This is a genomic window from Streptomyces sp. V4I2, from assembly GCF_030817655.1.
GTDB classification, from domain to species: Bacteria; Actinomycetota; Actinomycetes; order Streptomycetales; family Streptomycetaceae; genus Streptomyces; species Streptomyces plumbiresistens.
In genome coordinates this window covers 2837815-2858408 of record NZ_JAUSZM010000003.1, presented here as the reverse complement: position 1 = coordinate 2858408, position 20594 = coordinate 2837815, and the positions used below count along the sequence as shown (strand labels likewise).

Sequence of the window (20594 nt, the reverse complement as noted above, 5' to 3'; positions counted from 1 at the left end):
CGTTACCTCCCCCGTGCCGCCCGACAGCCCGTCACCCACGGCTGTCCGTGACGCTCCGTGATGACAACTCCCATTGAAGCGGACCCCACTGACAATCACCCCGGGCGGACGACCGGCGCAGTGGAGGAGGGGCGGCGGCGGGACTTCAGGCCGTCAGAACGATCAGCCGCCGGTCGGGGGTGTTCTCAACTGCGGGAGCCTTCAGGGCCATCAGGTCCCTCAGGACCCCTCTGACCTGCGGGGGGGGGGTGCCTCAATTCCGGAGACCGGGGCGGCCGTGGTGCCGGCAGGTCGATCAGGTCGCTGACGCCTGCCACTTCCTGGAGGGTCCGCGCCAGGGAGACCAGGGTCTGCCGGACTGCCGTGATCTCGGCGCGCAGGGCCTGCGCGTGCTCCCACTGGCGTTCGTGCGCGACGGGATCGCGGCCGGGCGGGCGCTGGGACTCGTAGGCCGTCAGGCGGGGGTGCCAGGAGGCGAGGAGCGGCCGCAGGACGCGGTTGAGGACGGTGACCGCGAGGACGCCGAAGCTCACGTGGCCGGGGGCCAGCGGAGGGGCGACGTCGGGGCCGTAGCGGCGGAGGATCTCGCGGGTGGTGGTGAAGAAGGTGTAGAGGGAGGAGAGCGCCTCGCGCAGGAAACCCTCGTCCGGATCGAGCTCCTCGACCGACACGCGCGTGACGAGTTCCAGGTACAACTCCCAGGCCGCACTGCGTTCCGCGTCGGCCGGCTCCCACGTACCGGATATCTCGCCGACGAAGGGAATCGTCAGCTTGGCCGTGACCTGCGCCGGGCCGCCCGGGCTCCGCCGCCTGCGCTGCCTGTGTCTCATGATCGCCTCCCCGGTACCCACAGTAGGGTAAGTCGCCGTGTGGGACGTCTTCCTCAGCTACAGCCGCGGTGATGCGGAGCAGGTCCGTCCGCTCGCGCGGGCGCTGCGCGACGGCGGGCTCCGGGTGTTCACCGACGAGACCGGAGTCGCCTCCTTCGCCGGGATCAGTGACACCATCCGGCGCGAACTCGCCCGGTCCAAGGCCCTCCTGGCGTACTACTCCACCGGCTACCCCGAGCGCGAGGCCTGCCGGTGGGAGCTGACGACCGCCTATCTCGCGGGACTTGAGGAGGGCGACCCGCGGCGCCGCGTCATGGTCGTCAACCCGGAACGGGGGACGGACCACATCCACCCGGTGGAACTGCGCGACGCCCGACACGCCCCGAACGACGACCTCGCCGCCCTCGTCACCGCCGTACGCGCGCACGTGGCGCGGCTCGACGGCCCGATGACCGCCGGGGAGCGCACCGTACGGCGTCGGCCGCCGGGCGCACCGCAGCCGCGCCCCGGGTTCCTCGGCCGCCTCTTTGAGCTCTGGCAGGTGCACTCCGCGCTGCACGCCCATGCCGCGCCTCTCGTCACCGGCCGCGCCGCCGCGCACGCCGTCCAGATCCGCGGCATGGCGGGCATCGGCAAGACCGCACTCGCCCAGGAGTACGCCCTCCGCTTCGAGGCCGCGTACCCGGGCGGCGTCTTCTGGCTGGACGGGGAGGCGTACGACGACTCGGTGTCCTCGCATGTCTCGCGCGCCCTCGGCACGGACGACCTCTTCGGCCACTTCGACGCCGCCGGCGAACCGTTCCTCTGGATCGTCGACGGCGTCCCCGCGCGCGGCCGCCGCACCGCACGCGAGCTCGCGGACATGGCCGCACCCCACCCCTTGGGCCACACCCTCTTCACGCTCCGCAGTCGTGCCTACGACGGACTCGGCACCCCGGTCGACCTGGGTCCCCTCGACGCGCTCCACGCGCGCGTGCTCGTCGGCGGCGAGGACACGCCGGCCGACGGGACGCAGGGCCGCGCGCCCGCCCTCGTCGAAGCGGTCGACGGACATCCGCTCGCCCTGGCCCTCCTTGGCCGCGCGGTCCGTGCGGGGCACCCGCCCCACACCCTCTACGACCGCCTGCACGCCCGGGGCGCCTCCCTGCTCGACGCGCTCGCCGACGAGGACGTGACGGGCTCCCTGATCCGCGACGTGGACACCGTGAACGCCGCCGACGTACTGCGCTGCGCGGCCGCCCTGCACCCGCTGCCGCTCACCGTCGAGGACGCGGAACGCGTGCTGGCCGCCGCCGACCGGGTACCGAGAGCCGTCGCCCACCGACAGGCCGAGAACGGAGTCGCCGAACTCCGCGTCCGCAGCCTGCTCGCACCCCTCGCCGACGGAGGCTGGCAGCTCCACCCGGTCACCCTGCACGCCTGGCACCACCACGACCCGGCCCCCGCCCGCACCGAAGTCCTGCGCCACACCGCCCTGCGCACCCTGTGCGGCGGCCGTCGCGACCCGGTTACGCTGGCCTTCCCCGGCAGCCGGAGGGAGGCACCCGTGGCAGCACCCAGCGAGTCCGAACGCATGGCCGCCTTCGACATCCAGGTCGAACTGGTCACCCGGATCGGGGTCCAGGAACTGGCACCGGGCACGGGCAGCCTGCGCGAGGCGTTGACCTCCCTGAAGTCGCTGATCGACTTCACGCGCGCGACGCTGCACACGTACAACATCCACCTCGAACAGGGTTCCCAAGCCGGCGCGCCGACGGTCCAGAGCCTCGCCTACACCCTGATCAACGACGTCATCCGGCCCTTCACCACCCCCTGGCACCCCCGCCTCGCCGCGTACGAGGCCCGCTGCCCGGCCGACGTGGCCCTGCTCGACCACGAGACCGCCTGGCCCGAAGCCGAGGCGATGCGCGCCGAACTGGCCGCGCTGCGGGAGCCGTTGCGGCGGATCGCGGAAGAGCTGGGCGGCATCTCCGGGGCCGACTTCGGGGTGGCGGCGACGGGCTGAGGGCCGCCCGCAAGTGCGTGGAGCCACGGCTCCCGACTCCGTACGCTGCGACCATGCCCTCCCTGCCCGACTCCTCCCTCCCGGACTCCGCCTTCCTCGACACCACCGCCGACCGCCTCGCCGCCCTCCCCACCGTCCGGGCGGTCGCCCTCGGCGGCTCCCGCGCCCAGGGCACCCACAAGCCCGACAGCGACTGGGACCTGGCCGTCTACTACCGCGGGCCCTTCGCCCCCGACGACCTGCGCGCCCTCGGCTGGCAGGGCGAGGTCTCCGAGGTCGGCGGCTGGGGTGGCGGGGTCTTCAACGGGGGTGCGTGGCTGACGATCGACGGGCGGCGCGTGGACGTGCACTACCGCGATCTCGACGTGGTGGAGCACGAGGTGGCGGAGGCGGAGCAGGGGCGGTTCCGGGTCGAGCCCCTGCTGTTCCATCTGGCGGGGATTCCGAGCTACTTGGTCGTCGCCGAACTGGCGATCAACCGCGTGCTGCGCGGCGAACTCCCGCGGCCGGCCGGCTACCCGGAGAAGCTGCGCACCTCCGCGGCCCAGCGCTGGCACGGGACCGCCCTCGCCACCCTCGCGTACGCCGGGGCCAACCACGCCCCGGCAGGCCGGCTCGCGGAGGTCGCCGGCGCCATCGCCACGGCCGCCATGCAGGCCGGGCACGGGGTGCTCGCGGGGCGGGGGGAGTGGGTGACGAACGAGAAGCGGTTGCTGGAGCGGGCCGGGCTGCGGGGCGTCGACGAGATCCTCGGGCGCTTGCGTCCGGAGCCGGACGTGTTGGCCGGGGCGGTCGCCGATGCGGAGAGGCTCTTCACCTCGTCCTAGATGTGGCAGCGGGCTGGCCGGGCCCCGGCCCACCCCCGTTGCGTTCATAAAGAACACGCTTCTCCGGCCGATCGTCACATCCCCGAAATACGGTCGTCCCGTTCTCTCCAAGAACGCGATCTAACGTGGACACCACAGTCCACAGCCACTGCCCGGCCACCGTCGCCCGAAGGCACACCCCCGCCTCGCACAGACGACAGGAGCCCCGTGTCACGCCCCGCCGCCCTGACCCTTCCGCCCTGGCTTGCCCACGCCCTGCGCGCCCAGCGCGGGCCCGTGCCCTGGAACGCGGTCCTGCGGGGGGCGCTGTCGGCCGGGCCGTTGCTCCTTGTGGCCGTCCTGGTCGACCGTACGCACCTCGGTGTCGTCGCCGCCATCGCCGCCATGCTCGCCGGGATCAATGACCGGCCCGGCAGCCGGCGGGCCTCCGTCAGGCGGCTCGGGGCGCCCGCGCTCGCGGGGGCGGGCGGGCTGCTCGTGGGGACGTACGCCGGGGAGCATGTGGGGGCGGTGACGCTGACCCTGCTGCTCACGCTGGTCGGGCTGGTCGCCGGGGGTGTCAGTGCCGTCGGGCCGGTCGCCTCCGGGGCCGGCACGCAGTTGCTGGTGGCCTCCGCGATCGGGGCCGGGATGCCGTTGCCCGAGCCGGGCTGGCAGCGCGCTCTGGCCTTCGTCGTGGGGGCCGGGTGGCTGCTAGGGCTCCGGCTGGTCCTGCCGACGCCCGGCGCCTTCGCCGGGGACTTCCGCTTCGACGGGGAGCGCGCTGCCGTCGCCGCCGTCTACGACGCCGTGGCGGAGCTGCTCGACGCCGCGGGCAGCCCGGAGTCCACCTCCCGGCGCGCCGCGCTCACCGCCGCGCTCGATCACGCCCAGGACGCCCTCGCCGGGCCCCGGCTGCGGCGCTACGCCAGCTCCGCGGCCGAGCGGCGGCTGCACGCCCAGTACGCCGCCGCGCTGCCCCTCGCCGAGGCCGCCACCGCGCTCGCCTGGACCGGGGAGGCCCTCGCCGGGCGGGCGTCCGAGGGGCCGCGGCGCCTCGCCGAGGCCGTGCGCGCCGGCACCCACACCGGGCCGCTGCCCGCGCCCTCCCGTTCGGCGGCCGGCCTGCGCGCGCTCGACGACGCCCTCCTGCACGCCGCCGAGGCCTTCGACCGGGGCAAGGGGAGCGACCTGCACACGCGTCGGCGTGGGGTCCGGGATGTGCTGCGCACCGCATTCGGGGCCGGCGGACGGGAGTACGGCCTGCGGGTCGCCCTCTGCTTCGGGGCCAGCGTCGGCGTGGCGCAGGCACTGCACCACGCCCGCTGGTACGGGGATCACCCGCACTGGTACTGGCTGCCCGCCACCGCCGTCTTCCTCGTCAAGCCCGACCTCGGGCCGCTCGCCTCGCGCGTGCTGAACCGGGCGGCCGGCACCGTTCTGGGCGCTCTCCTCTTCGCCGGGTTCGCCGCGGTGCTGCCCCGGCCGGAGGGGCTCATCGCGCTGGTCGCCCTCAGCGGTGCCCTGATACCCGTCGCCACCCGGCACTTCGCCGCGCAGACCGCCGTCGTCACCCTGCTCGTCCTGTCGCTCGTGATGGTGGGCGGCGAGCCGCAGGCGTCCGCCGGGCGGATCGGCGAGACGCTGCTGGCCTGCGCGATCGTACTGATCGTGGGGCATCTGCCGATGCCGGGGCAGCGCGGCGGGGGCGTCCGTACCCGGCTCGTCGCGGCGAGCGATGCCGCGCACGCCTACCTCGCGCACGTGCTGCGGGAATCCGACGCGCACGTCCTGAGGGTCGGTGTCGGCGGCGACTCGGACGCCCGCGCCGTCCGCTGGACCCTGCGCCGCGAGGCCTACCGCACCCTCGCCGAGGCCCGTACCGCCATCGCCCTCGCCGCGGCCGAACTGCCCGCGCTCGCCCGGCACTCGGAAGGCACGGACGAGGTCGTCGCCCTCCTCGAACGGCTCGTCGACACGACCACCGCGTGCGCCGTCCATCTCGACGACTCCGGGCGGCTCACGCGCCGGCACACCGAGCGGCTCAACGAACTGCTCGACGAGCTCGCCAAGGAACGCGAGCGCGTGGGGCTACGGCTGCCCGAGCTGCCCCTCGCCGTGTAGCCCGCCGAGCTGCCCGGCGCCGTCCAGCACCGTGTGCACCAACGCCGTCCCCGGCTCCGTCCGCCCGCCCGGTCCCGGTGTGTGCCTGACCTCCCCCGGGCGCAGTTCGTCCCCGCAGTGCGAGCACGTCACCCGCGCCTGGGCCGCGTGCCCGCACGTCTCGTGGACCAGCACCAACGGCGGCCCCGCCACCGCCCGGTGCCGGTCGCCCCACGTCAGCAGCGTCAGTACGGTGCCGTACAACTCCCGGCCCGCATCCGTCAGTTCGTACGCGTACCGCACCGGACGCTCCTGGTACGCCACCCGCTCCACGACCCCTTCGGCGACCAGGTGGTCAAGCCGGTCCGCCAGCACGTTGGTCGCGATGCCCAGGTCGGCGCGCAGATCCTCGTAGCGGTTCAGGCCGAGGAAGAGGTCGCGCAGGATGACGACGGTCCACTGGTCCGCGACGACGGCGGCGGCCCGGGCGACCGAGCAGTGCATCCGTGCGAAACGTTCACCTTTCATGCCGCCACGGTAGTCCCTTGCAAACCGCAAGTGACCCGCCTAGCCTCTCCGGGGAGAGTCACTTGCACATAACAAGTCGCTTCGAGTGGGTGCCTTCATGTACCACGCCATCGTCCGCCGCAAGGTCCGCAAGCTCTGGCGCACTGTCGGCAGCGGGGAGGGCGGCTGGCGGAAGGCCGTCGCCCTGGCCGCTCCCGACGTGCACTTCCGCTTCGTCGGCGACACCCCGATGGGCGCCGATCTGCGGGGCCGGGAGGGCTTCGCCGACTGGTTCGAACGGTTCGAGCGGACGTTTCCCGGACTACGGCTGACCCTTCAGGACGTCGTCGTCCAGGGCCCGCCCTGGAACACGAGCGTGGTGACCCGACTGACCGTCCGGGGCACCCTCGCGGACGGCGGCGCGTACGAGAACGAGGCCGTGCAGTGGGTACGGCTGCGCTGGGGCCGCATGGTCGAGGACACGGTCCTGGAGGACACCCTGCGGCTCGACCAGGCCTGCCGGCGACAGGAAGCGGCTCGCGCCGCGTAGCCCCCGGACCTATCCCACCCGCACCCGCACCCACACCGGCGCGTGATCCGACCCCGGCTCCCCGCGCCGCTCCGCCGGATCCGACCCCACCGACGGCAGTCGCGGCGTGCCGGTGCCCGGCAGGCCCGTCCCCGCCTCCGTCACCCGGTGGACCAGGCGGTGGCTGACCAGGACGTGGTCGATGAGCTCGCGGCGCCCGGAGTTGATGCGGGAGTAGCGCTGCTCGGCGGGGATGAGGGGGGCCACGTTCCACAGGCGGGTCGCATCTCCCCGGTCGGCCGCCTCGAAGCCGGGGGTGCCGATCTCGGAGCCGGGCGGGCCGAGCAGGATCTGAGTGGTGGCCGCCCGCACCTCGTCGTTGAGGTCCCCGAGGACGGCCACGTCCCGCTCGCGACCCTCACCGGACAGCAACTCGTCGGCCAGCGCGCGCAGCGTCGCCGCCTCGGCCGCCCGCCGGTACAGGGCGTATGCGCCGTACCGCGCCCGCTCGCCCTCGTCACGCGGCTGGAACCGGCCGCCGGGATACGACAGCAGCTTCGACTTGAGATGGGCGACCGCCACCCGCAGTGGCCCGTCGCCGGTCGCCGCCTCCACCGCCAGGAAGCCCCGCCCCGCCTCCGTCACCGACACGCCCTCGTCGTCCGCCTGCACCTGCCGCAGCTTGGCCGGGAACGCGCTCGTGTCGGACAGCACCTCGAAGGGCGTACGACCGATGAAGCCGACCCGGATGCCCCGGCTGTCCGGGCGCCGGGAGAGCGCGAGATGCCACTCGCCGTCCAGCATCCCCGCCAGGTCCCGCAGCGCCTCGGGTTCGCCGACCTCCTGCAGGCCCAGCAGCGCCGGGTCCAGCTCCGTGATCACGGTGGCGAGCGCGGCGAGCTTCGTCTCGTACGCGGCCTTGTCCTTGGGACCGAACGGCCCGCCGGGACGGTAGAGGTTCTCTAAGTTCCAGGTGCCGAGGAGCATGCGGGGCCCCTTCCAGAAGCCGTCGGGCGGCGGGCGGTGCTGAGGTCAGGGTGCCCTCCCGGCGGGCCCCGGGACAGAGCGGCGACGGGATGCGCGGTTCGGCTCACGCGGGGCGGCCACGGCGTCGTACGTTGGCGTGATGAGTGACTCTCCCGCCGATCTCCTCATCACCGGCTGCACCGTCCTCGTACACGACGAGCAGGAGCGGATCGGGTTCGAGGAGGACGCCGCGATCGTCGTACGGGACGGGGTCGTCGAGTCCGTGACGAGCGCCGCCGCGGCCGCGGACCGGCCCGCCGCCGAACGCCTCGACGCCCGTGGCCAGGTCGCCCTGCCCGGGCTGGTCAACTGTCACACCCACGCCCCGATGGTCGCGTTGCGCGGCCTCGCCGAGGACCTGCCCACCGAGGAGTGGTTCAACGACGTCGTCTGGCCGGTGGAGTCCAACCTCACCGAGCGGGACGTCGAGTTGGGGGCGCGGCTCGCCTGCGCCGAGATGATCCGCGGCGGCGTCACCTGCTTCGCGGACCACTACTTCAGCATGGACGCGGTCGCGGCCGTCGTCACCGAGTGCGGGATGCGGGCGCATCTCGGCGAGGCGTACTTCTCCTCCCAGGGCCCGCAAGGGCGGGAGAAGTCCCTGGAGTTCGCGCTCCGGCACCGTGGCGGCGCCGCCGGCCGCATCACCACCGCCCTCGCCCCGCACGCCCCCTACACCGTGGACGACGCCGACCTCTCCGCCACCGCCGACCTCGCCCGCGAGCACGGCCTCCCCGTGCACATCCACGCCTCCGAGAACCGCGACCAGACCGACACCAGCCTCGCCCGGCACGGCGTCACCCCGATCGAGATCCTCAAGCGCACCGGCATCCTCGACACGGACGTCCTGCTCGCGCACGGCAGCGGCATCATCGAGCGCGACCTGCCCGTCCTCGAAGCCGCCAGGGGCCGTACGGCCGTCGCCACCGCACCCCGCGGATACCTCAAGTTCGCCTGGCCCACCACCACACCGGTGCGCGCCCTGCACGACATCGGCATCCCCGTCGGACTCGCCACCGACGGCGCCGCCTCCAACAACTCCCTCGACGTGTGGGAGTCGATGGCCCTCACCGCCCTGATCCAGAAGTCCACGACCGGGGACCCGCGCTGGCTGACGTCCCGCCAGGCCCTGCACCACGCCACGCTGCAGAGCGCCCGGGCGGTCGGCCTCGGCGAGACCGTCGGCAGCATCGCGCCCGGGCGGCGGGCCGACATCGTCCTCGTCGACCTCACCGGCCCGCACACCCAGCCCGTCCACGACCTCGCCGCCACCCTCGTGCACAGCGCCCGTGCCTCCGACGTCCGTACGACGATCGTCGACGGCCGGATCCTCATGCGGGACCGCGAGCTGCTGACGATCGACGTCCCCTCCGTGGTCGCGGAGCTGGGGGAGCGGCTGCCCGCACTGGTCGACCGGAGTCACGGCAAGCGGATCCAGGACTACGACACCTGAGCGGGCCCGGAAGACCGGAAGACCGGAAGACCTGAAGAAAAGTCTCCGGGCGGCGATGAGTTCCGCGTTTTTGGCCGGTCACCCCTCGGAACGGACCGCTGCCCAGGAGGAGCCATGTCGCTTCCGGAGATCGTCTCGCGTGCCGAGTGGCGCGCGGCGCGTGCGGAGTTACTGCTGAAGGAGAAGGCCCTCACACGCGCGCGGGACGCGCTGAACGCCGAGCGGCGCGGGCTGCCGATGGTCGAGGTCGACACGGAGTACGTCTTCGAGGGCGGCGACGGCAAGGCCACGCTGCTCGACCTCTTCGAGGGACGCCACCAACTCGTCGTCCACCACTTCATGTTCGCGCCCGAGTGGGACGCCGGCTGCCACGGCTGCTCGGCCTTCCTGGACCAGATCGGGCACCTCGCGCACCTGAAGGCACGCGGTACGACCTTCGCCGCCGTGTCGAGAGCGCCGTACCCGAAGATCCTGCCCTTCAAGGCGCGGATGGGCTGGACGGTGCCCTGGTACTCGTCGTACGCGAGCGACTTCAACCACGACTTCGAGGTGACCCTGGAACACGAGGGGCAGCTCGTCGAGCGGCCGGGCGTCAGCTGCTTCCTGCGGGACCGGGAGAGCGTCTTCCACACCTACTCGACGTACGAACGCGGTCTCGACGGGCTCGGTTCGACCGCCACCCTGCTGGATCTCACCGCGCTGGGACGGCAGGAGGAGTGGGAGGAACCCGAGGGACGCGCGTCGACTCTCGGGGCACCGGCGGGCAGTGAGCGCGTCCGGCATCACGATGAGTACGAGGACTGAAACGTTCCGTAGCGAAAGTGACCGTTCGGTAACCAAGTCCTCACGCTGCGCGCTGAATACGTGTCAGCTACGTCTCAGTCCCGCAACTGAGCGAGGCGATCGGCCTCCGGAGAGCGTTAACTCCTAACAAGTACGACGCTTTCTGGAGGTGCAGGGTGGTGAACGGGCGAACAGTGCTCGAACGCTTTCCCGCAGGTGGGCCGCGAGGCTCGTGGCCGGCGGAGGAGTTCGCGCAAGCGCGGCGACTTGAAGGGATGCCCGCCGAGGTCGTCATGGATCTCGCGACGGACATGTTCCTGGTGATCGTGCGTAGCGGGGAGGCGGCGGTCGACGCCGCCGCGTGAGGTCAGCCCGCCTTCGGAGCGGGCACCTTCGCCGTGAACTGGTCCGCCTGGAGCGAGTACAGCTCCGCGTAGACCCCACCGGTCGCCAGCAGCGCGTCGGGCGTACCGGACTCCACGAGCCGGCCCTGGTCCAGGACGTGCACCAGGTCCGCGTGGCGTACGGACGCCAGCCGGTGGGTGATGAGGATGACCGTCTGGCCGGTGCCGGCCAGGGCCCGGATCTTCTCGAAGACCTCCAGCTCGGCCCGGGCGTCCAGGGCCGCCGTTGGCTCGTCCACGATCAGGATGCGACCGCGCCGGTACGCGGCCCGGGCGATCCCCAGCCGCTGCCACTGACCGCCCGACAGCTCGTGCCCGCCGCTGAAGTTGCGGGCCAGCAGCGTGTCCAGGCCGCGCGGCAGGTCCGCCAGCACGTCCTCGGCGCCGGCCTCCCCGACCGCGCCGGACACGCGCTCGTCGGTGAGCGGAACCGAGGAGCGGCCGACCGCCACGTTGACGCGGGCGGTGAACGGCCACCGCTTGAAGTCCTGGGCCACCATCGCGACGCGCTCCGCGAGCAGCTGCCGGTCCGCGCCCGCCGCGTCCACGTCGTCCCACAGGATCCGGCCCCGGTCGGGGGCGTACAGCCCGGCCAGCAGCTTGACCAGTGTGGTCTTGCCGGAGCCGTTCTCGCCGACCAGCGCGACGATCCTGCCGATCGGGACGGTGAGCGACACGTCGTCGAGGGCGGGACGGGCCGCGTCACCCGGATAGGTGAAGCTGACGTTCTCGAACCGGATCTCGCGCGGATCGTCCGGCAGGACGGCCCCGCCCACCGGAATCGCCCGCTCGGCCGCCTCCACGTAGAGCCGCTGCAGGTCGCCTACGAAGAGCGCCTCCTCGTGCAGGGCGTTCATCTCCACGACGAGGGTACCCAGGCTCTGCGAGCCCGTGCGGATGGCGATCACGGCCGTGCCCGCCACAGCCAGTGCCATCGCGCCCGCCAGCAGCAGCCCGCCCAGCGTCGCGTACGTCGCCGCCGTCGCCAGACCGGTCCAGGCCGCCGCGATCAGGCCCGTGCGGGCCGCGAGCCGGGCCAGCCGGGCCTGCTCCGCCTCCGCCGTCTCGGACATCTCGCGGAAATGGCGGAGCAGGAAGGGGCCCACTCCGTGCACGCGGATCTCGGGAGCCGCCTCGGGTTCGATCAGCAGGGCGCCGAGCAGCCGTCCCGCGCGCGCGTGCTGCACCCAGGTGTGGAAGGACTCGTAGCGGCGGCGCGCGTTCGTCAGCGCGCTCCAGGCGCTCGGGATGGTCATCGTCACCAGCAGCGGCAGCAGTGCCGGGTGCAGCACGGTCAGTACGCCCGCCGCCGCGACCAGCGAGATCATCGCGTTCACCACGCGCGTGGCGTACGAGATCATCCGCCGGGCGGAGGTGGCGCCGTACTGCGCGGTGTCCAGCAGCTTGTGGAAGGCGTGGTCCTCGATCGCGGACAGCTCCACGGTCGCCGCCCGCTCCAGATAGCGCTCGGTCGCCACCCGCTCCACCTTGGGCTCCAGGCGCCCGGTGGCGTAGATCGACGCGGCCCGCAGGAGCGCCCCGACCAGCATCACGGCGGCCATCACGACCAGCGCGGGCGCGGCGCCGCGCAGCCGGTCCTCCATGGCGCCGCCGCCGATCAGCCGGCCCAGCACGCTGTTGACCGCGAGCAGGCTCACCGCCTGGGCCAGGCCTCGGCCCACCTCGGCGGCCACCACGGTCCGGGCGGCGCGGCGGTCGGCCTGCCAGGCGAGCCGGAAGCTGGCCGTCAGCAGGGACGGGAGGCGGGTGAGCATGGCCCGGAAGTTCAGCTCCAGGAACGCGTCCGCGTGCGAGTTCCAGCCCATGTCGTAGCGCAACGGGCCACCGAAGAGCAGCTGCTCCGACTCGGAGACCTCCGGTTTGCCGGGGGTGTCCCTGTCGCCCTCGTCGCGCCTCGTTCCCACCGTCGGCCTCCCGCGCTCGTGGACGGAGGGCCACTATCGCGGGGCGGACATCTGTGGGGGCAGGGCGCAGGCCGAAGAGACGGGTGCGCGCGGGCGCACGACCGGTGGCCTACGCGCTGACGGGCCGGGACCAGGTCGGAGTGGTGCCGGTGAGCCGGCACAGGGCCAGGAAGAGCGGTATCGGCGGGGTGTACGGCAGCGTGCCGTCCGGCCTGTGGATCAGGTCCGGGACGGCCGGCGCGGCGGGGACCGTCGCTCCGGTGGCGTACCGCGCCGGGGCGGGCCACTCCAGGGCGTAGTCCGAGTCGGACGGAACGATCCACCACCAGTGCGTCTCGTCGGCGTAGACGCACCCCACCTGCGGCAACCGGGATCTCAGCAGCGGGCCGAAGCGGGCGGGCACCGCCACCGCGTCACAGCCCAGCGGGGCCGCCATGCCCTCGGGCAGGGGCAGCCGCAGCGGGTCTCCCGGCGTGCGGAGTCCGCGTCGGAGGCGGGCCAGCGAGTCCAGGGTCAGTACCCGGCCGCCGGGGCCGGCCCTCACATCCTCCCCCGATCCCGGCTCTGCTCGATCGGAGGGAGAGCCGGGGACTCCGTCCCGTGGTGACGTGCTTCGGTGTCGGGCAGCGCGCGGTGATGTGCCGTTTCTTCGGGCGCCGGGGGTGTGGCTTCTTCAGGCGTCGGGCGTGCCGTTTCTTCTGACGCCGGGTGTGCCGCCCGGTGGTGGGCCGCCGGCTCGTCCTCCTCGCCCGAACCGCCGGACGGCTCCGGCTTCGGGCGGGCTCCCCAGCCCAGGTCGTTGCGCGGGACGGCGGAGTCGTCGTGAGGGGTGTCGCTCTTGTGCGGGAGCTCCGCCCAGACCAGCAGGCCGGGGCCGTGCTCGTGGGCGCCCCAGCTGTGACACAGGGCGTCGACGAGGAGCAGTCCCCTCCCGTGCTCCTCCTCGGGCCGCTGCGGGGACGGGTGCGGCTCACCGGGCGCGCAGCCCTCGTCACGCACGGCTATGCGCACCAGGTCGTCGCCCTCGTGCAGCTCGCAGACGACGCGGCGGCTCGCGGTGTGCATGATGGCGTTGGTGACCAGCTCGGAGACCACCAGGGCCGCCGAGTCACAGGTGTCCTCGCCGACCGACCAGTGGGTCAGCCGGGCCCGTGCCAGCCGTCTGGCCTGCGCGGGAGAGCCCGGATGGGCGGCCAGCTCGAATCGGAACCGGCGCGCGGCGCCGGCCCTGTCAGGGCCCGCTTCGGCGGCGGCGCCGAGACCGGTGGGGCGGTCCGCAGCGGCGTCTGTTCCTAAGGGCGGGGACGGAATCACGCTTGCCACTATCGCCCCGCCGTGAACACTTGGCAAGTGTCACTCTGAAAAATGCAGAGTGCTGTGTGACGCTGTGAAGTGCCGTGGCACACTGCTCGCAACAGCACGTCGGGCGGCGCCAGTTGAGATCAGCGAAGATCCGTACAGATCTTCGAATGGGTCTTCGAATGGCGCCGTAAGGCTGTCAGCATGCTGTGTGGCCGGCCCGATCTGTGGAGGTGGAGGGTGAGCGAACCGCGGTCCGCGCCGACGGTCGGCCAGGTCGTCCTCGGTCGGCGCCTGCTGGACCTGCGGGAACGCGCAGGCCTCAAGCGTGAGGAGGCCGCCCGCATCCTCCGTGTCGCCCCGGCCACCGTCCGCCGTATGGAGATGGCCGAGGTCGGACTCAAGATCCCGTACCTCCAACTCCTCCTGAAGGCCTACGGCGTCACCGACCTGGAGGCCGAGGGCTTCGTCCAACTGGCCGAGGAGGCCAACCAGCCCGGGTGGTGGCAGCGCTTCCACGACGTCCTGCCCGGCTGGTTCTCGATGCACGTCAGCCTGGAGGGCGCGGCCGCCCTCATCCGCCAGTATGAGCCGCACTTCGTTCCGGGCCTGCTGCAGACCGAGGACTACGCCCGTGGTGTCCTGCGGTCCGGGGCCATCGGCCAGACCAGCCCCGACGACATCGAGCGCCATGTCGACCTGCGCATGCAACGCCAGGAACTGCTCACCCGTCAGGATGCCCCCCGACTGTGGGTCGTGATGGACGAGACCGTGCTGCGCCGCCCCGTCGGCGGCCCGAAGGTGATGCGTGCCCAGATCGACAGACTGCTCGACGCCACGAAGCTGCCCAACGTCACGCTGCAGGTCGCCCCGTTCGCCAACGGGCCGCACCCCGGCACGTACGGGCCCTTCGTGCTGTTCCGATTCGCCGTGCCGGAACTCCCGGACATGGTTTACAGCGAGTACCTGACCGGCGCGGTCTATCTGGACGCGCGCGCAGAGGTGGCGACCCATCTCGAGGTCATGGACCGCATGGCGGCGCAGGCCGCTACGGCACATCGCACGAAGGAGATCCTCCGGGATCTCCGCAAGGAGTTGTGAATGGATCGCATCAAGCCGCGCATACGGGTCTACAACGGCATGCCCGCGCGGGAGTTGGGCAGCGAGGGCTGGCACAAGCCGTGGAGCGGCGGCAACGGCGGTAACTGCCTGGAGGCGATGAAGCTCGCCGACGGCCGGATCGCCGTCCGCCAGTCCACCGACCCGGACGGTCCGGCGCTGATCTACACCCCGGACGAGATGACCGCGTTCATCGAAGGTGCGAAAGCGGGGGAGGCCGACTTCCTGTTGTCGTGACGTGATTGGCTGACGCGCACTCAACTTCCTTGTTAATGCACTGATTTGATGGACATTGATAAACATTGATGGGTACTGAATTAATGGTTGAGATCGACACCGGCAAACCCCACCCGGCCCGAATGTACGACTGGTACCTCGGCGGCAAGGACAACTACCCCGTCGACGAGGTCATGGGCCGGCAGATGCTCACCCTCGACCCGCGGGTCCCGGTCATGGCCCGGGTCAACCGGGCGTTCATGCACCGGTCCACGCGCTGGCTCGCCGAGCACGGCGTACGCCAGTTCCTGGACATCGGCACCGGCATTCCCACCGAGCCGAACCTCCACCAGGTCGCCCAGCGGGTCGCGCCCGACGCGCGGGTCGTCTACTGCGACAACGACCCGATCGTCCTCGCCCACGCGGGCGCCCTGCTGCGCGGCACGGACGAGGGGGTGACCGAGTACCTCCAGGCCGACGTGCGGGATCCGGACGCCATCATCGAAGGCGCCCGGAAGATCCTGGACTTCGGCCGGCCGGTGGCCCTCTCGCTCGTCGCGCTGCTGCACTTCGTCCCCGACGGGGACGGCGCGCTCGAACTGGTCGGCCGGCTGCTGTCCGAACTGCCCGCGGGCAGCTACCTGGTGGTCAGCCACGCGACCGCCGACTTCACGCCCGAGGAGTCGGCGGTGGCCACCGAGAAGCTCAAGGCCGCCGGCGTCACCCTGGCGCTGCGCTCCCGCGAGGAGTTCAGCCGCTTCTTCGACGGTCTGGAACTCGTCGAGCCGGGTGTCGAGGTGCCGCACCGGTGGCATCCCGAGCTGGGGGAGCCGGTCCCCGGGCAGGACGACGGGGTCATTCCCGGGTACGGGGCGGTGGGGCGGAAGCCCTGATCGCAGGGTCTTGCAGCAGCGTTGCAGGGCCTCGCCCTCAGAGCGAGGACCAGATCCGCCGGGGCGCGTCCACGAGACGGCTCACGACCACCACCGGCAGCGGCGGCTGCTCCGCCTTGCTGGGGCTGAGGTTCAGCCCGTAGTAGATCTGCTCGATCGACGGCGGTCCGACCGCGAGATTGCGCCGGACCGCCGAAGACGACGACTGTTCTCCGGTCTGCACGAGATACGCCGCGGCCATCGCGCCCGTACGGCCGACTCCCGCACCGCAGTGCACGAACACCGGCCCGGACGACTTGGCGACGATGTCCAAGAAGCGCCGCACCTGCTCGGGCTTCGGCGTCTGCCCGTCGCGAATGGGCAGGTGTACGACGTTCAGTCCGGCGTTTCCGGGTCCGGCGAGCTGGGACGCGCTCAGGTCCTCGGCGCGCAGGTCGACCACCGTGGTGATGCCCATGCCCGCGAGCGCCTGGTAACCGGCGGGAGAGGGCGCGGCGCCGCGCCACAGCCGTCCCTCGGCGTCGACCGGCTGGAAGTGGTGCACGCCCTGCACCGTACGGGTCCCGGCGGGCGCCGGGGTCTCCTCGCGTGCCATGTACGACAGCCCCAGGATGCCCAGGGCGCCCGTGGCCCACAGGGCGAGGTAGCCGATGGCCACGAAGAGGAGGATCCGCAGCGCACGCCGTGACAGCGGGCGAGGGCTCGGGCGGAGGGCAGGAGGGGGCAGGGTGGCGCTGAGGACAGCCATGGGCGACCGGGGGTATTGGGGACGGGGTTGTGCCTCGCATGCTAACCCGGGCAAGCTATGGCGGTCTTGTCCGTGTACGGGCTGCTATGTGATCGCGGATGGAGTCGAGAGGCGTCGATTCCCGTCATTTCGGGTGACGTCAGCGTCATTTTGTGACTGTCGTCACCTTCGGGGTCAGGCGCCCGTGAGTGTCGTCGCCGTCGGATTCAGTCGTCGTCGTCGTCCTTGTCCGCGTCGCCGATGCCGACGACCGTGAGATGGGCACGTTCGAGGGTCGCGTCCTCCAGGCAGCCGCGCAGCCGCCGCCGGTCGTGATCGGTGAGGGCGGGCCGGACGACTCCGGCGTACAGGCCGTCGCCCAGGTCGCCGAGGGCCGCGTGGTGCAGTGGTACGGATGTGGAGTCCCGGCAGCGCTCCCAGACCTGCTGTGCGGCGAGGGACCGCCGCTCGGCGGTCAGGTCCGGGCCCCGCATGTCGACCTGGACGACCACGGAAGTCGCCGCGCTGTCGTTCGCGCCGTCGTCCCGGGTCTGGGTGAGATCGGCGAGCTCCACCACGAGCGCGCCGACCAGGGCGACGCCGAGCACGCCGACGGCGGTCACGCCCGCGGTACGACCCCGGGAGGCGCCCGCGCCGGGCGGCGGCAGGTCGTCAAGGTCGTCGTGGGCGGCCGGGTCGGGTGCGGCGAGGACCGCCAGCCGTCCGGCGAGCCGCCGCTCGGCGGGCCGGGCGGTGGCCGACGCGATCCGCTGCACCAGCCAGGCGAGGCCCGACAGCAGTACACCGGCGACCATGAGGACCGGCACGAAGACGTACGTGCGTTCCGCGGGGTCCTCCAGCCAACGGAACCGTCCGCCGCCGCTGAGCTCCGGCTCGGGCTCGGCGCGCAGCCGGGCCAGCACGTCGTCCTGCCGGGTGGCCACTTCCCGCTGCCGCCGGTCGGAGTCGCGCACCCGCTCCTCGATCCGCGCGAGCCGGCCCACCAGCACGAGGCCGAGCAGCATCACCTCGACGACCACCAGCAGCACCCCGCACAGCAGGGCCCGCTGCCACTGCCAGCGGTACAGGTAGACGACGAGATACGACCCCGCGCCGACGGCGGCGAGGCTTCCGAAGACGAAGGCGATCTTCCTCATGGCGCCTCCCCCAGCTCCACGTCGCCGGTCGTGCCGTCGACGGTGAGACGGGACCCGGGCGGGAACCGGCGTACGGCGTCCGTGGCGCCGACGACCGCGGGGAGCCCGAACTCCCTCGCCAGCACCGCGAGATGGGACAGCGGACTGCCGGTCTGGGCGACCAGGGCAGTGAGGCCGGGCAGCAACGGGGCTAGCGCCGGGTCCAGCGTGCGCACGACGAGCACCGCGTCCGACGGCGAGGTGCCCGTCCCGTCCCAGACCGTCCCAGCCGCGCGCCCGCCGGACACGCCCCGTACCCCGTCGCCGCGCCGGCGGCCGCGCTCGGCGACGACCACGCCGCCCTCCGCGAGCCGGAAGGTGTCCGGCAGCGGAGGCGACTGGGGCTGCGGCACGCGCGCGTACAGATCGCCCGGCAGCGGGCCTCCTTCGAGGACGACGATCAGCTCCCGCCAGCTCAACAGTCCGACGCGCTCCATGCCCAGCCCCATCCGCCGCGCGGTCTCGCGTACGAGCCGGACCTGGAGTTCCTGCACCCAGCGAATGCGGAGCCGGAGGGCTTCGCGGGGCGGGAGGGCTTCGCGCGGCGGGAGGGCGGCGGTGGTCGCTGCAGCGGATGCCGCGTTGGGGGACCGACGTGGTACGGACCGTTCGGTGAGGGGGAGGGCGAGGGTGAGGGCGGCGGTGGTGCGGGGAGAGGGGTGGTCGGGGGAGGTGGCCGTCGACCGTTCGTGGGTGAGGGTGGTGACTCGAATCGGGTCGGCGGCTACCTGGGCAGGCGGCGGCGCTGTTTCCCACCGGCCGGTTGCGGCATCCTCCTGGCTCGGCGCGACCGACCGCGGCAGCCGCTCCCGACCCCGCAGGCTCGGTGCGGTGAGGGCCAGGACCACGGGGTCCGCGGCGACCACCCGGTCGTCGGGCACGCCCTGGGCGCGAGCCTCCGCCAGGACGGTGAGGGCCGTACCCGCCGCCGTCCGGCTCCTGGGCGGCTCGGTCAGCAAGGCACCCGCGAGCGTCTCCTGCGCGTGCAAGGAGACCAGGACCCGGCGGGTCCAGCGGAGCTCCGCCGCCAGGTCGGGACCGGAGAGGGTGGCCGGCGACGGGATCTCCGTGAGCCGGCGGTCGACGTCCGCGACCAGGTCCGTCGCGAGGCCCGGCAGCGCCGCGGTGAGCCGGCCCATCCGCCACGCCGCACCGAGCCTGCGCGCACCCGGCGCCGGGTTGAGCAGCGCGAGCCAGCGGTGCCGGGGCGTGGCGGTGCCGAGGAGGCGCAGGTCGGCGGCTGCCCGCCCGTCGACCGTCGTGACCACCGGCACCGTCCGCAGCAGCCGGCGCGGCGCGGTGCCCCGATGTCGAGCGCGGTGGCGAGCCCACGGGACATGGGCGCCACCCACAGGTCCTCCTCCAGCGGCAGCAGCTGTCCCGGCAGCGTCTCCGCGACCGGGCCGGGTCCGAGCAGCCGCGCCCGGCGCGCCGGCCGCGCCGCCATCGCCGTGATCGGCCGGCTCTGGAACAGCCACAGCCGCCCGTCCTTGTCGAACCCGAACTCGATGTCCTGCGGCCCACCGAAGACCCGCCGCGCACGCCGCGCGAGCCGCGCGAGCCGGAACAGTTCGGAGCGGGTGAGCGGCGAGTCCGTGAATTGGGGAGTGGGGCGGGTGGGCGGTGGATCGGCTTCCTGGGGAGCGGAGCGGGTGGGCGGCGAGTCCGTCTCCTGGGGAGCGGAGCGGGGGAGCGGCGCATCGGTTTCGGAGACGTCGGGGCGGATGACCAGTGGCTCGGTGTGCGCGAGGCCGAAACGGGAGGGCGACGGCCCGTTGGTGTCTGCGGGGTGGGTGTGGTGCGGCGTCCGATCGGTCCCCGTGGGGTGGGTGTGGTGCGGCGTCCGTTCGGTCCCCGTGGGGTGGGTGTGGTGCGGCGATCCGTTGGTGTCCGCGAGGTGGGTCTGGGGCGGCGGCCCGTCGGTCCCCGGTCGTTCCGTCCGCAGGACACGGCCGCGCCTGTTCAGCCAGTAGTTCGCCCCGCCCTGCTCGCCGCTGACCAGGCTGTCCGGGCCGCCGCACACCGCGCTCACCAGCATGCGGTCGGCCCGCCCCTCGACGGGGTCGGCGCCGAACAGCACCCCGCCGACCCGGGCCGGGAGCATCGGCTGCACCAGCACCGCCATGGGCGCCGTGGATCCGTCGGGCCGGCGTGCCGAGTCGAGCACGGTCTGTACGGCCGTACGGAAGTCCGGCCAGTCGCGCACGTCGAGCACGGAGGCGAACTGGCCCGCGAGCGACGACTCCTCCGTGTCCTCCTGCGGGGACGAGGAGCGCACGACGAGCGGGCGGGCGCCCCCCTCCGAGAGTTCGTGCCAGGCTCGCCGCAGGGCGACGGTGTCGCCACCCCCGCTGGGCGGAATCACGAAGCCGGGAAGCACCGGCAGTCCGGCGCGGGCCGCGCGGGCGAGGTTCGCGGCCTTGGACCCTGTGAGCCACGGGAGCGCGGCGCTGGGCCGGTCCAGCGGGACGGCGGCCGGGACGACGGCCCCGACCAGGCCGAACACGCTCCGGCCCCGGACCTCTTCCCCTTCTCTCGCGCCTTCTCCCTGACGTTCGTCGAGTGTCGTCATCGATCACCCTCCAGGACCGACCGCCAACAGGGGGGACGCGCGGGGGTGGCCCTGCGCCTGACGGCGGAACGAAGGATGGGGCGGGCAGCTGCCGACCGGGAATCCGGCACGGCGACAGCGCACCTCCTGTTCCGATGATCCCACCACAGTTCCGATCCATGTAGCCCGTAAGCCGCTTTTCGGACACCTGAGGGGAAATTC

General features: G+C 72.9%; 19 protein-coding genes and 1 pseudogene. 10 read left to right on the top strand and 10 right to left on the bottom strand.

All coding sequences use genetic code 11. From position 1 onward, the window contains the following. Positions 1-185: 185 nt before the first annotated feature. Complete coding sequence (locus QFZ76_RS14040; protein ID WP_307674039.1) at positions 186-830, bottom strand: hypothetical protein; 645 nt, start codon at positions 828-830, stop codon at positions 186-188. A gap of 37 nt (positions 831-867) precedes the next feature. On the opposite strand from QFZ76_RS14040, the gene QFZ76_RS14035 reads away from it, so the two are divergent. From QFZ76_RS14035 to QFZ76_RS14025, 3 genes are all read left to right on the top strand, one after another. Then, the gene (locus QFZ76_RS14035) at positions 868-2835 is read left to right on the top strand and encodes a toll/interleukin-1 receptor domain-containing protein (RefSeq protein ID WP_307674038.1); all 1968 of its coding nucleotides are present in this window, start codon (positions 868-870) and stop codon (positions 2833-2835) included. A gap of 53 nt (positions 2836-2888) precedes the next feature. Further along, positions 2889-3662, top strand: a complete 774-nt coding sequence (locus tag QFZ76_RS14030) for a nucleotidyltransferase domain-containing protein (protein ID WP_307674037.1) — start codon at positions 2889-2891, stop codon at positions 3660-3662. A 207-nt stretch (positions 3663-3869) separates the two neighbouring features. Then, positions 3870-5765, top strand: a complete 1896-nt coding sequence (locus QFZ76_RS14025; RefSeq protein WP_307674036.1) for an FUSC family protein — start codon at positions 3870-3872, stop codon at positions 5763-5765. Here QFZ76_RS14025 and QFZ76_RS14020 read toward each other — a convergent pair. Further along, positions 5733-6272 (bottom strand): helix-turn-helix domain-containing protein, encoded by a 540-nt coding sequence (locus QFZ76_RS14020; protein WP_307674035.1) that lies wholly within the window; start codon positions 6270-6272, stop codon positions 5733-5735. The two genes, QFZ76_RS14025 and QFZ76_RS14020, sit on opposite strands and share 33 nt — an antisense overlap. A 97-nt stretch (positions 6273-6369) precedes the next feature. On the opposite strand from QFZ76_RS14020, the gene QFZ76_RS14015 reads away from it, so the two are divergent. After that, positions 6370-6801 carry a nuclear transport factor 2 family protein gene (locus QFZ76_RS14015; protein ID WP_307674034.1) on the top strand — a complete coding sequence of 144 codons (432 nt, stop codon included), beginning with the start codon at positions 6370-6372 and terminating at the stop codon, positions 6799-6801. Positions 6802-6810: 9 nt separating this feature from the next. On the opposite strand, the gene QFZ76_RS14010 is transcribed toward QFZ76_RS14015, so the two are convergent. After that, positions 6811-7767 (bottom strand): endonuclease/exonuclease/phosphatase family protein, encoded by a 957-nt coding sequence (locus tag QFZ76_RS14010; protein ID WP_307674033.1) that lies wholly within the window; start codon positions 7765-7767, stop codon positions 6811-6813. A gap of 139 nt (positions 7768-7906) precedes the next feature. Here QFZ76_RS14010 and QFZ76_RS14005 point away from each other — a divergent pair, with 139 nt between their 5' ends. The 3 genes from QFZ76_RS14005 (at position 7907) to QFZ76_RS13995 (ending at position 10407) form a co-directional block, all read left to right on the top strand. Next, a complete protein-coding gene (locus tag QFZ76_RS14005) occupies positions 7907-9259 on the top strand; it encodes an amidohydrolase (RefSeq protein WP_307674032.1) in 1353 nt (450 codons plus the stop codon). 114 nt (positions 9260-9373) lie between these two features. After that, complete coding sequence (locus QFZ76_RS14000; protein ID WP_307674031.1) at positions 9374-10063, top strand: DUF899 domain-containing protein; 690 nt, start codon at positions 9374-9376, stop codon at positions 10061-10063. A gap of 158 nt (positions 10064-10221) precedes the next feature. After that, entirely contained in the window at positions 10222-10407 is a 186-nt protein-coding gene (locus QFZ76_RS13995) for a hypothetical protein (protein WP_307674030.1), read from the top strand. Between the two features lie 2 nt (positions 10408-10409). On the opposite strand, the gene QFZ76_RS13990 is transcribed toward QFZ76_RS13995, so the two are convergent. The 3 genes and pseudogenes from QFZ76_RS13990 to QFZ76_RS13980 form a co-directional block, all read right to left on the bottom strand. Continuing rightward, positions 10410-12272, bottom strand: a complete 1863-nt coding sequence (locus tag QFZ76_RS13990; RefSeq protein ID WP_307680009.1) for an ABC transporter ATP-binding protein — start codon at positions 12270-12272, stop codon at positions 10410-10412. A gap of 208 nt (positions 12273-12480) precedes the next feature. Further along, on the bottom strand, positions 12481-12915 hold the full coding sequence (locus QFZ76_RS13985; RefSeq protein ID WP_307674029.1) for a hypothetical protein: 435 nt from the start codon (positions 12913-12915) through the stop codon (positions 12481-12483). Between the two features lie 179 nt (positions 12916-13094). Then, positions 13095-13694, bottom strand: a pseudogene (locus tag QFZ76_RS13980) (ATP-binding protein); the annotation flags it as partial. A 216-nt stretch (positions 13695-13910) separates the two neighbouring features. On the opposite strand from QFZ76_RS13980, the gene QFZ76_RS13975 reads away from it, so the two are divergent. From QFZ76_RS13975 to QFZ76_RS13965, 3 genes are all read left to right on the top strand, one after another. After that, complete coding sequence (locus QFZ76_RS13975; protein ID WP_307674028.1) at positions 13911-14771, top strand: helix-turn-helix transcriptional regulator; 861 nt, start codon at positions 13911-13913, stop codon at positions 14769-14771. Beyond that, positions 14772-15026 (top strand): DUF397 domain-containing protein, encoded by a 255-nt coding sequence (locus QFZ76_RS13970; protein WP_266441329.1) that lies wholly within the window; start codon positions 14772-14774, stop codon positions 15024-15026. It abuts the gene before it with no gap. Between the two features lie 83 nt (positions 15027-15109). Continuing rightward, entirely contained in the window at positions 15110-15898 is a 789-nt protein-coding gene (locus tag QFZ76_RS13965) for an SAM-dependent methyltransferase (RefSeq protein ID WP_307674027.1), read from the top strand. Positions 15899-15935: 37 nt separating this feature from the next. Here QFZ76_RS13965 and QFZ76_RS13960 read toward each other — a convergent pair whose 3' ends face one another. The 4 genes from QFZ76_RS13960 to QFZ76_RS13945 form a co-directional block, all read right to left on the bottom strand. Next, the gene (locus QFZ76_RS13960) at positions 15936-16646 is read right to left on the bottom strand and encodes a tyrosine-protein phosphatase (protein ID WP_307674026.1); all 711 of its coding nucleotides are present in this window, start codon (positions 16644-16646) and stop codon (positions 15936-15938) included. Positions 16647-16852: 206 nt separating this feature from the next. After that, entirely contained in the window at positions 16853-17782 is a 930-nt protein-coding gene (locus QFZ76_RS13955) for a hypothetical protein (RefSeq protein ID WP_307674025.1), read from the bottom strand. After that, positions 17779-18810 (bottom strand): PEP-utilizing enzyme, encoded by a 1032-nt coding sequence (locus tag QFZ76_RS13950; RefSeq protein WP_307674024.1) that lies wholly within the window; start codon positions 18808-18810, stop codon positions 17779-17781. Before QFZ76_RS13950 ends, QFZ76_RS13955 begins: the two co-directional genes overlap by 4 nt. Then, positions 18774-20393, bottom strand: a complete 1620-nt coding sequence (locus QFZ76_RS13945; protein WP_307674023.1) for a PEP/pyruvate-binding domain-containing protein — start codon at positions 20391-20393, stop codon at positions 18774-18776. The genes QFZ76_RS13950 and QFZ76_RS13945 overlap by 37 nt, the downstream gene beginning before the upstream one ends. Between the last annotated feature and the right edge of the window lie 201 nt (positions 20394-20594).

What these genes read in the sequence shown, in the direction of transcription:
- QFZ76_RS14040 (WP_307674039.1), bottom strand. Translation starts at nt 830, where the DNA reads ATGAGACACAGGCAGCGCAGGCGGCGGAGCCCGGGCGGCCCGGCGCAG.
- QFZ76_RS14030 (WP_307674037.1), top strand. Translation starts at nt 2,889, where the DNA reads ATGCCCTCCCTGCCCGACTCCTCCCTCCCGGACTCCGCCTTCCTCGAC.
- QFZ76_RS14020 (WP_307674035.1), bottom strand. Translation starts at nt 6,272, where the DNA reads ATGAAAGGTGAACGTTTCGCACGGATGCACTGCTCGGTCGCCCGGGCC.
- QFZ76_RS14015 (WP_307674034.1), top strand. Translation starts at nt 6,370, where the DNA reads ATGTACCACGCCATCGTCCGCCGCAAGGTCCGCAAGCTCTGGCGCACT.
- QFZ76_RS14010 (WP_307674033.1), bottom strand. Translation starts at nt 7,767, where the DNA reads ATGCTCCTCGGCACCTGGAACTTAGAGAACCTCTACCGTCCCGGCGGG.
- QFZ76_RS14005 (WP_307674032.1), top strand. Translation starts at nt 7,907, where the DNA reads ATGAGTGACTCTCCCGCCGATCTCCTCATCACCGGCTGCACCGTCCTC.
- QFZ76_RS14000 (WP_307674031.1), top strand. Translation starts at nt 9,374, where the DNA reads ATGTCGCTTCCGGAGATCGTCTCGCGTGCCGAGTGGCGCGCGGCGCGT.
- QFZ76_RS13990 (WP_307680009.1), bottom strand. Translation starts at nt 12,272, where the DNA reads ATGGGCTGGAACTCGCACGCGGACGCGTTCCTGGAGCTGAACTTCCGG.
- QFZ76_RS13970 (WP_266441329.1), top strand. Translation starts at nt 14,772, where the DNA reads ATGGATCGCATCAAGCCGCGCATACGGGTCTACAACGGCATGCCCGCG.
- QFZ76_RS13965 (WP_307674027.1), top strand. Translation starts at nt 15,110, where the DNA reads ATGGTTGAGATCGACACCGGCAAACCCCACCCGGCCCGAATGTACGAC.
- QFZ76_RS13960 (WP_307674026.1), bottom strand. Translation starts at nt 16,646, where the DNA reads ATGGCTGTCCTCAGCGCCACCCTGCCCCCTCCTGCCCTCCGCCCGAGC.
- QFZ76_RS13955 (WP_307674025.1), bottom strand. Translation starts at nt 17,782, where the DNA reads ATGAGGAAGATCGCCTTCGTCTTCGGAAGCCTCGCCGCCGTCGGCGCG.
- QFZ76_RS13945 (WP_307674023.1), bottom strand. Translation starts at nt 20,393, where the DNA reads ATGACGACACTCGACGAACGTCAGGGAGAAGGCGCGAGAGAAGGGGAA.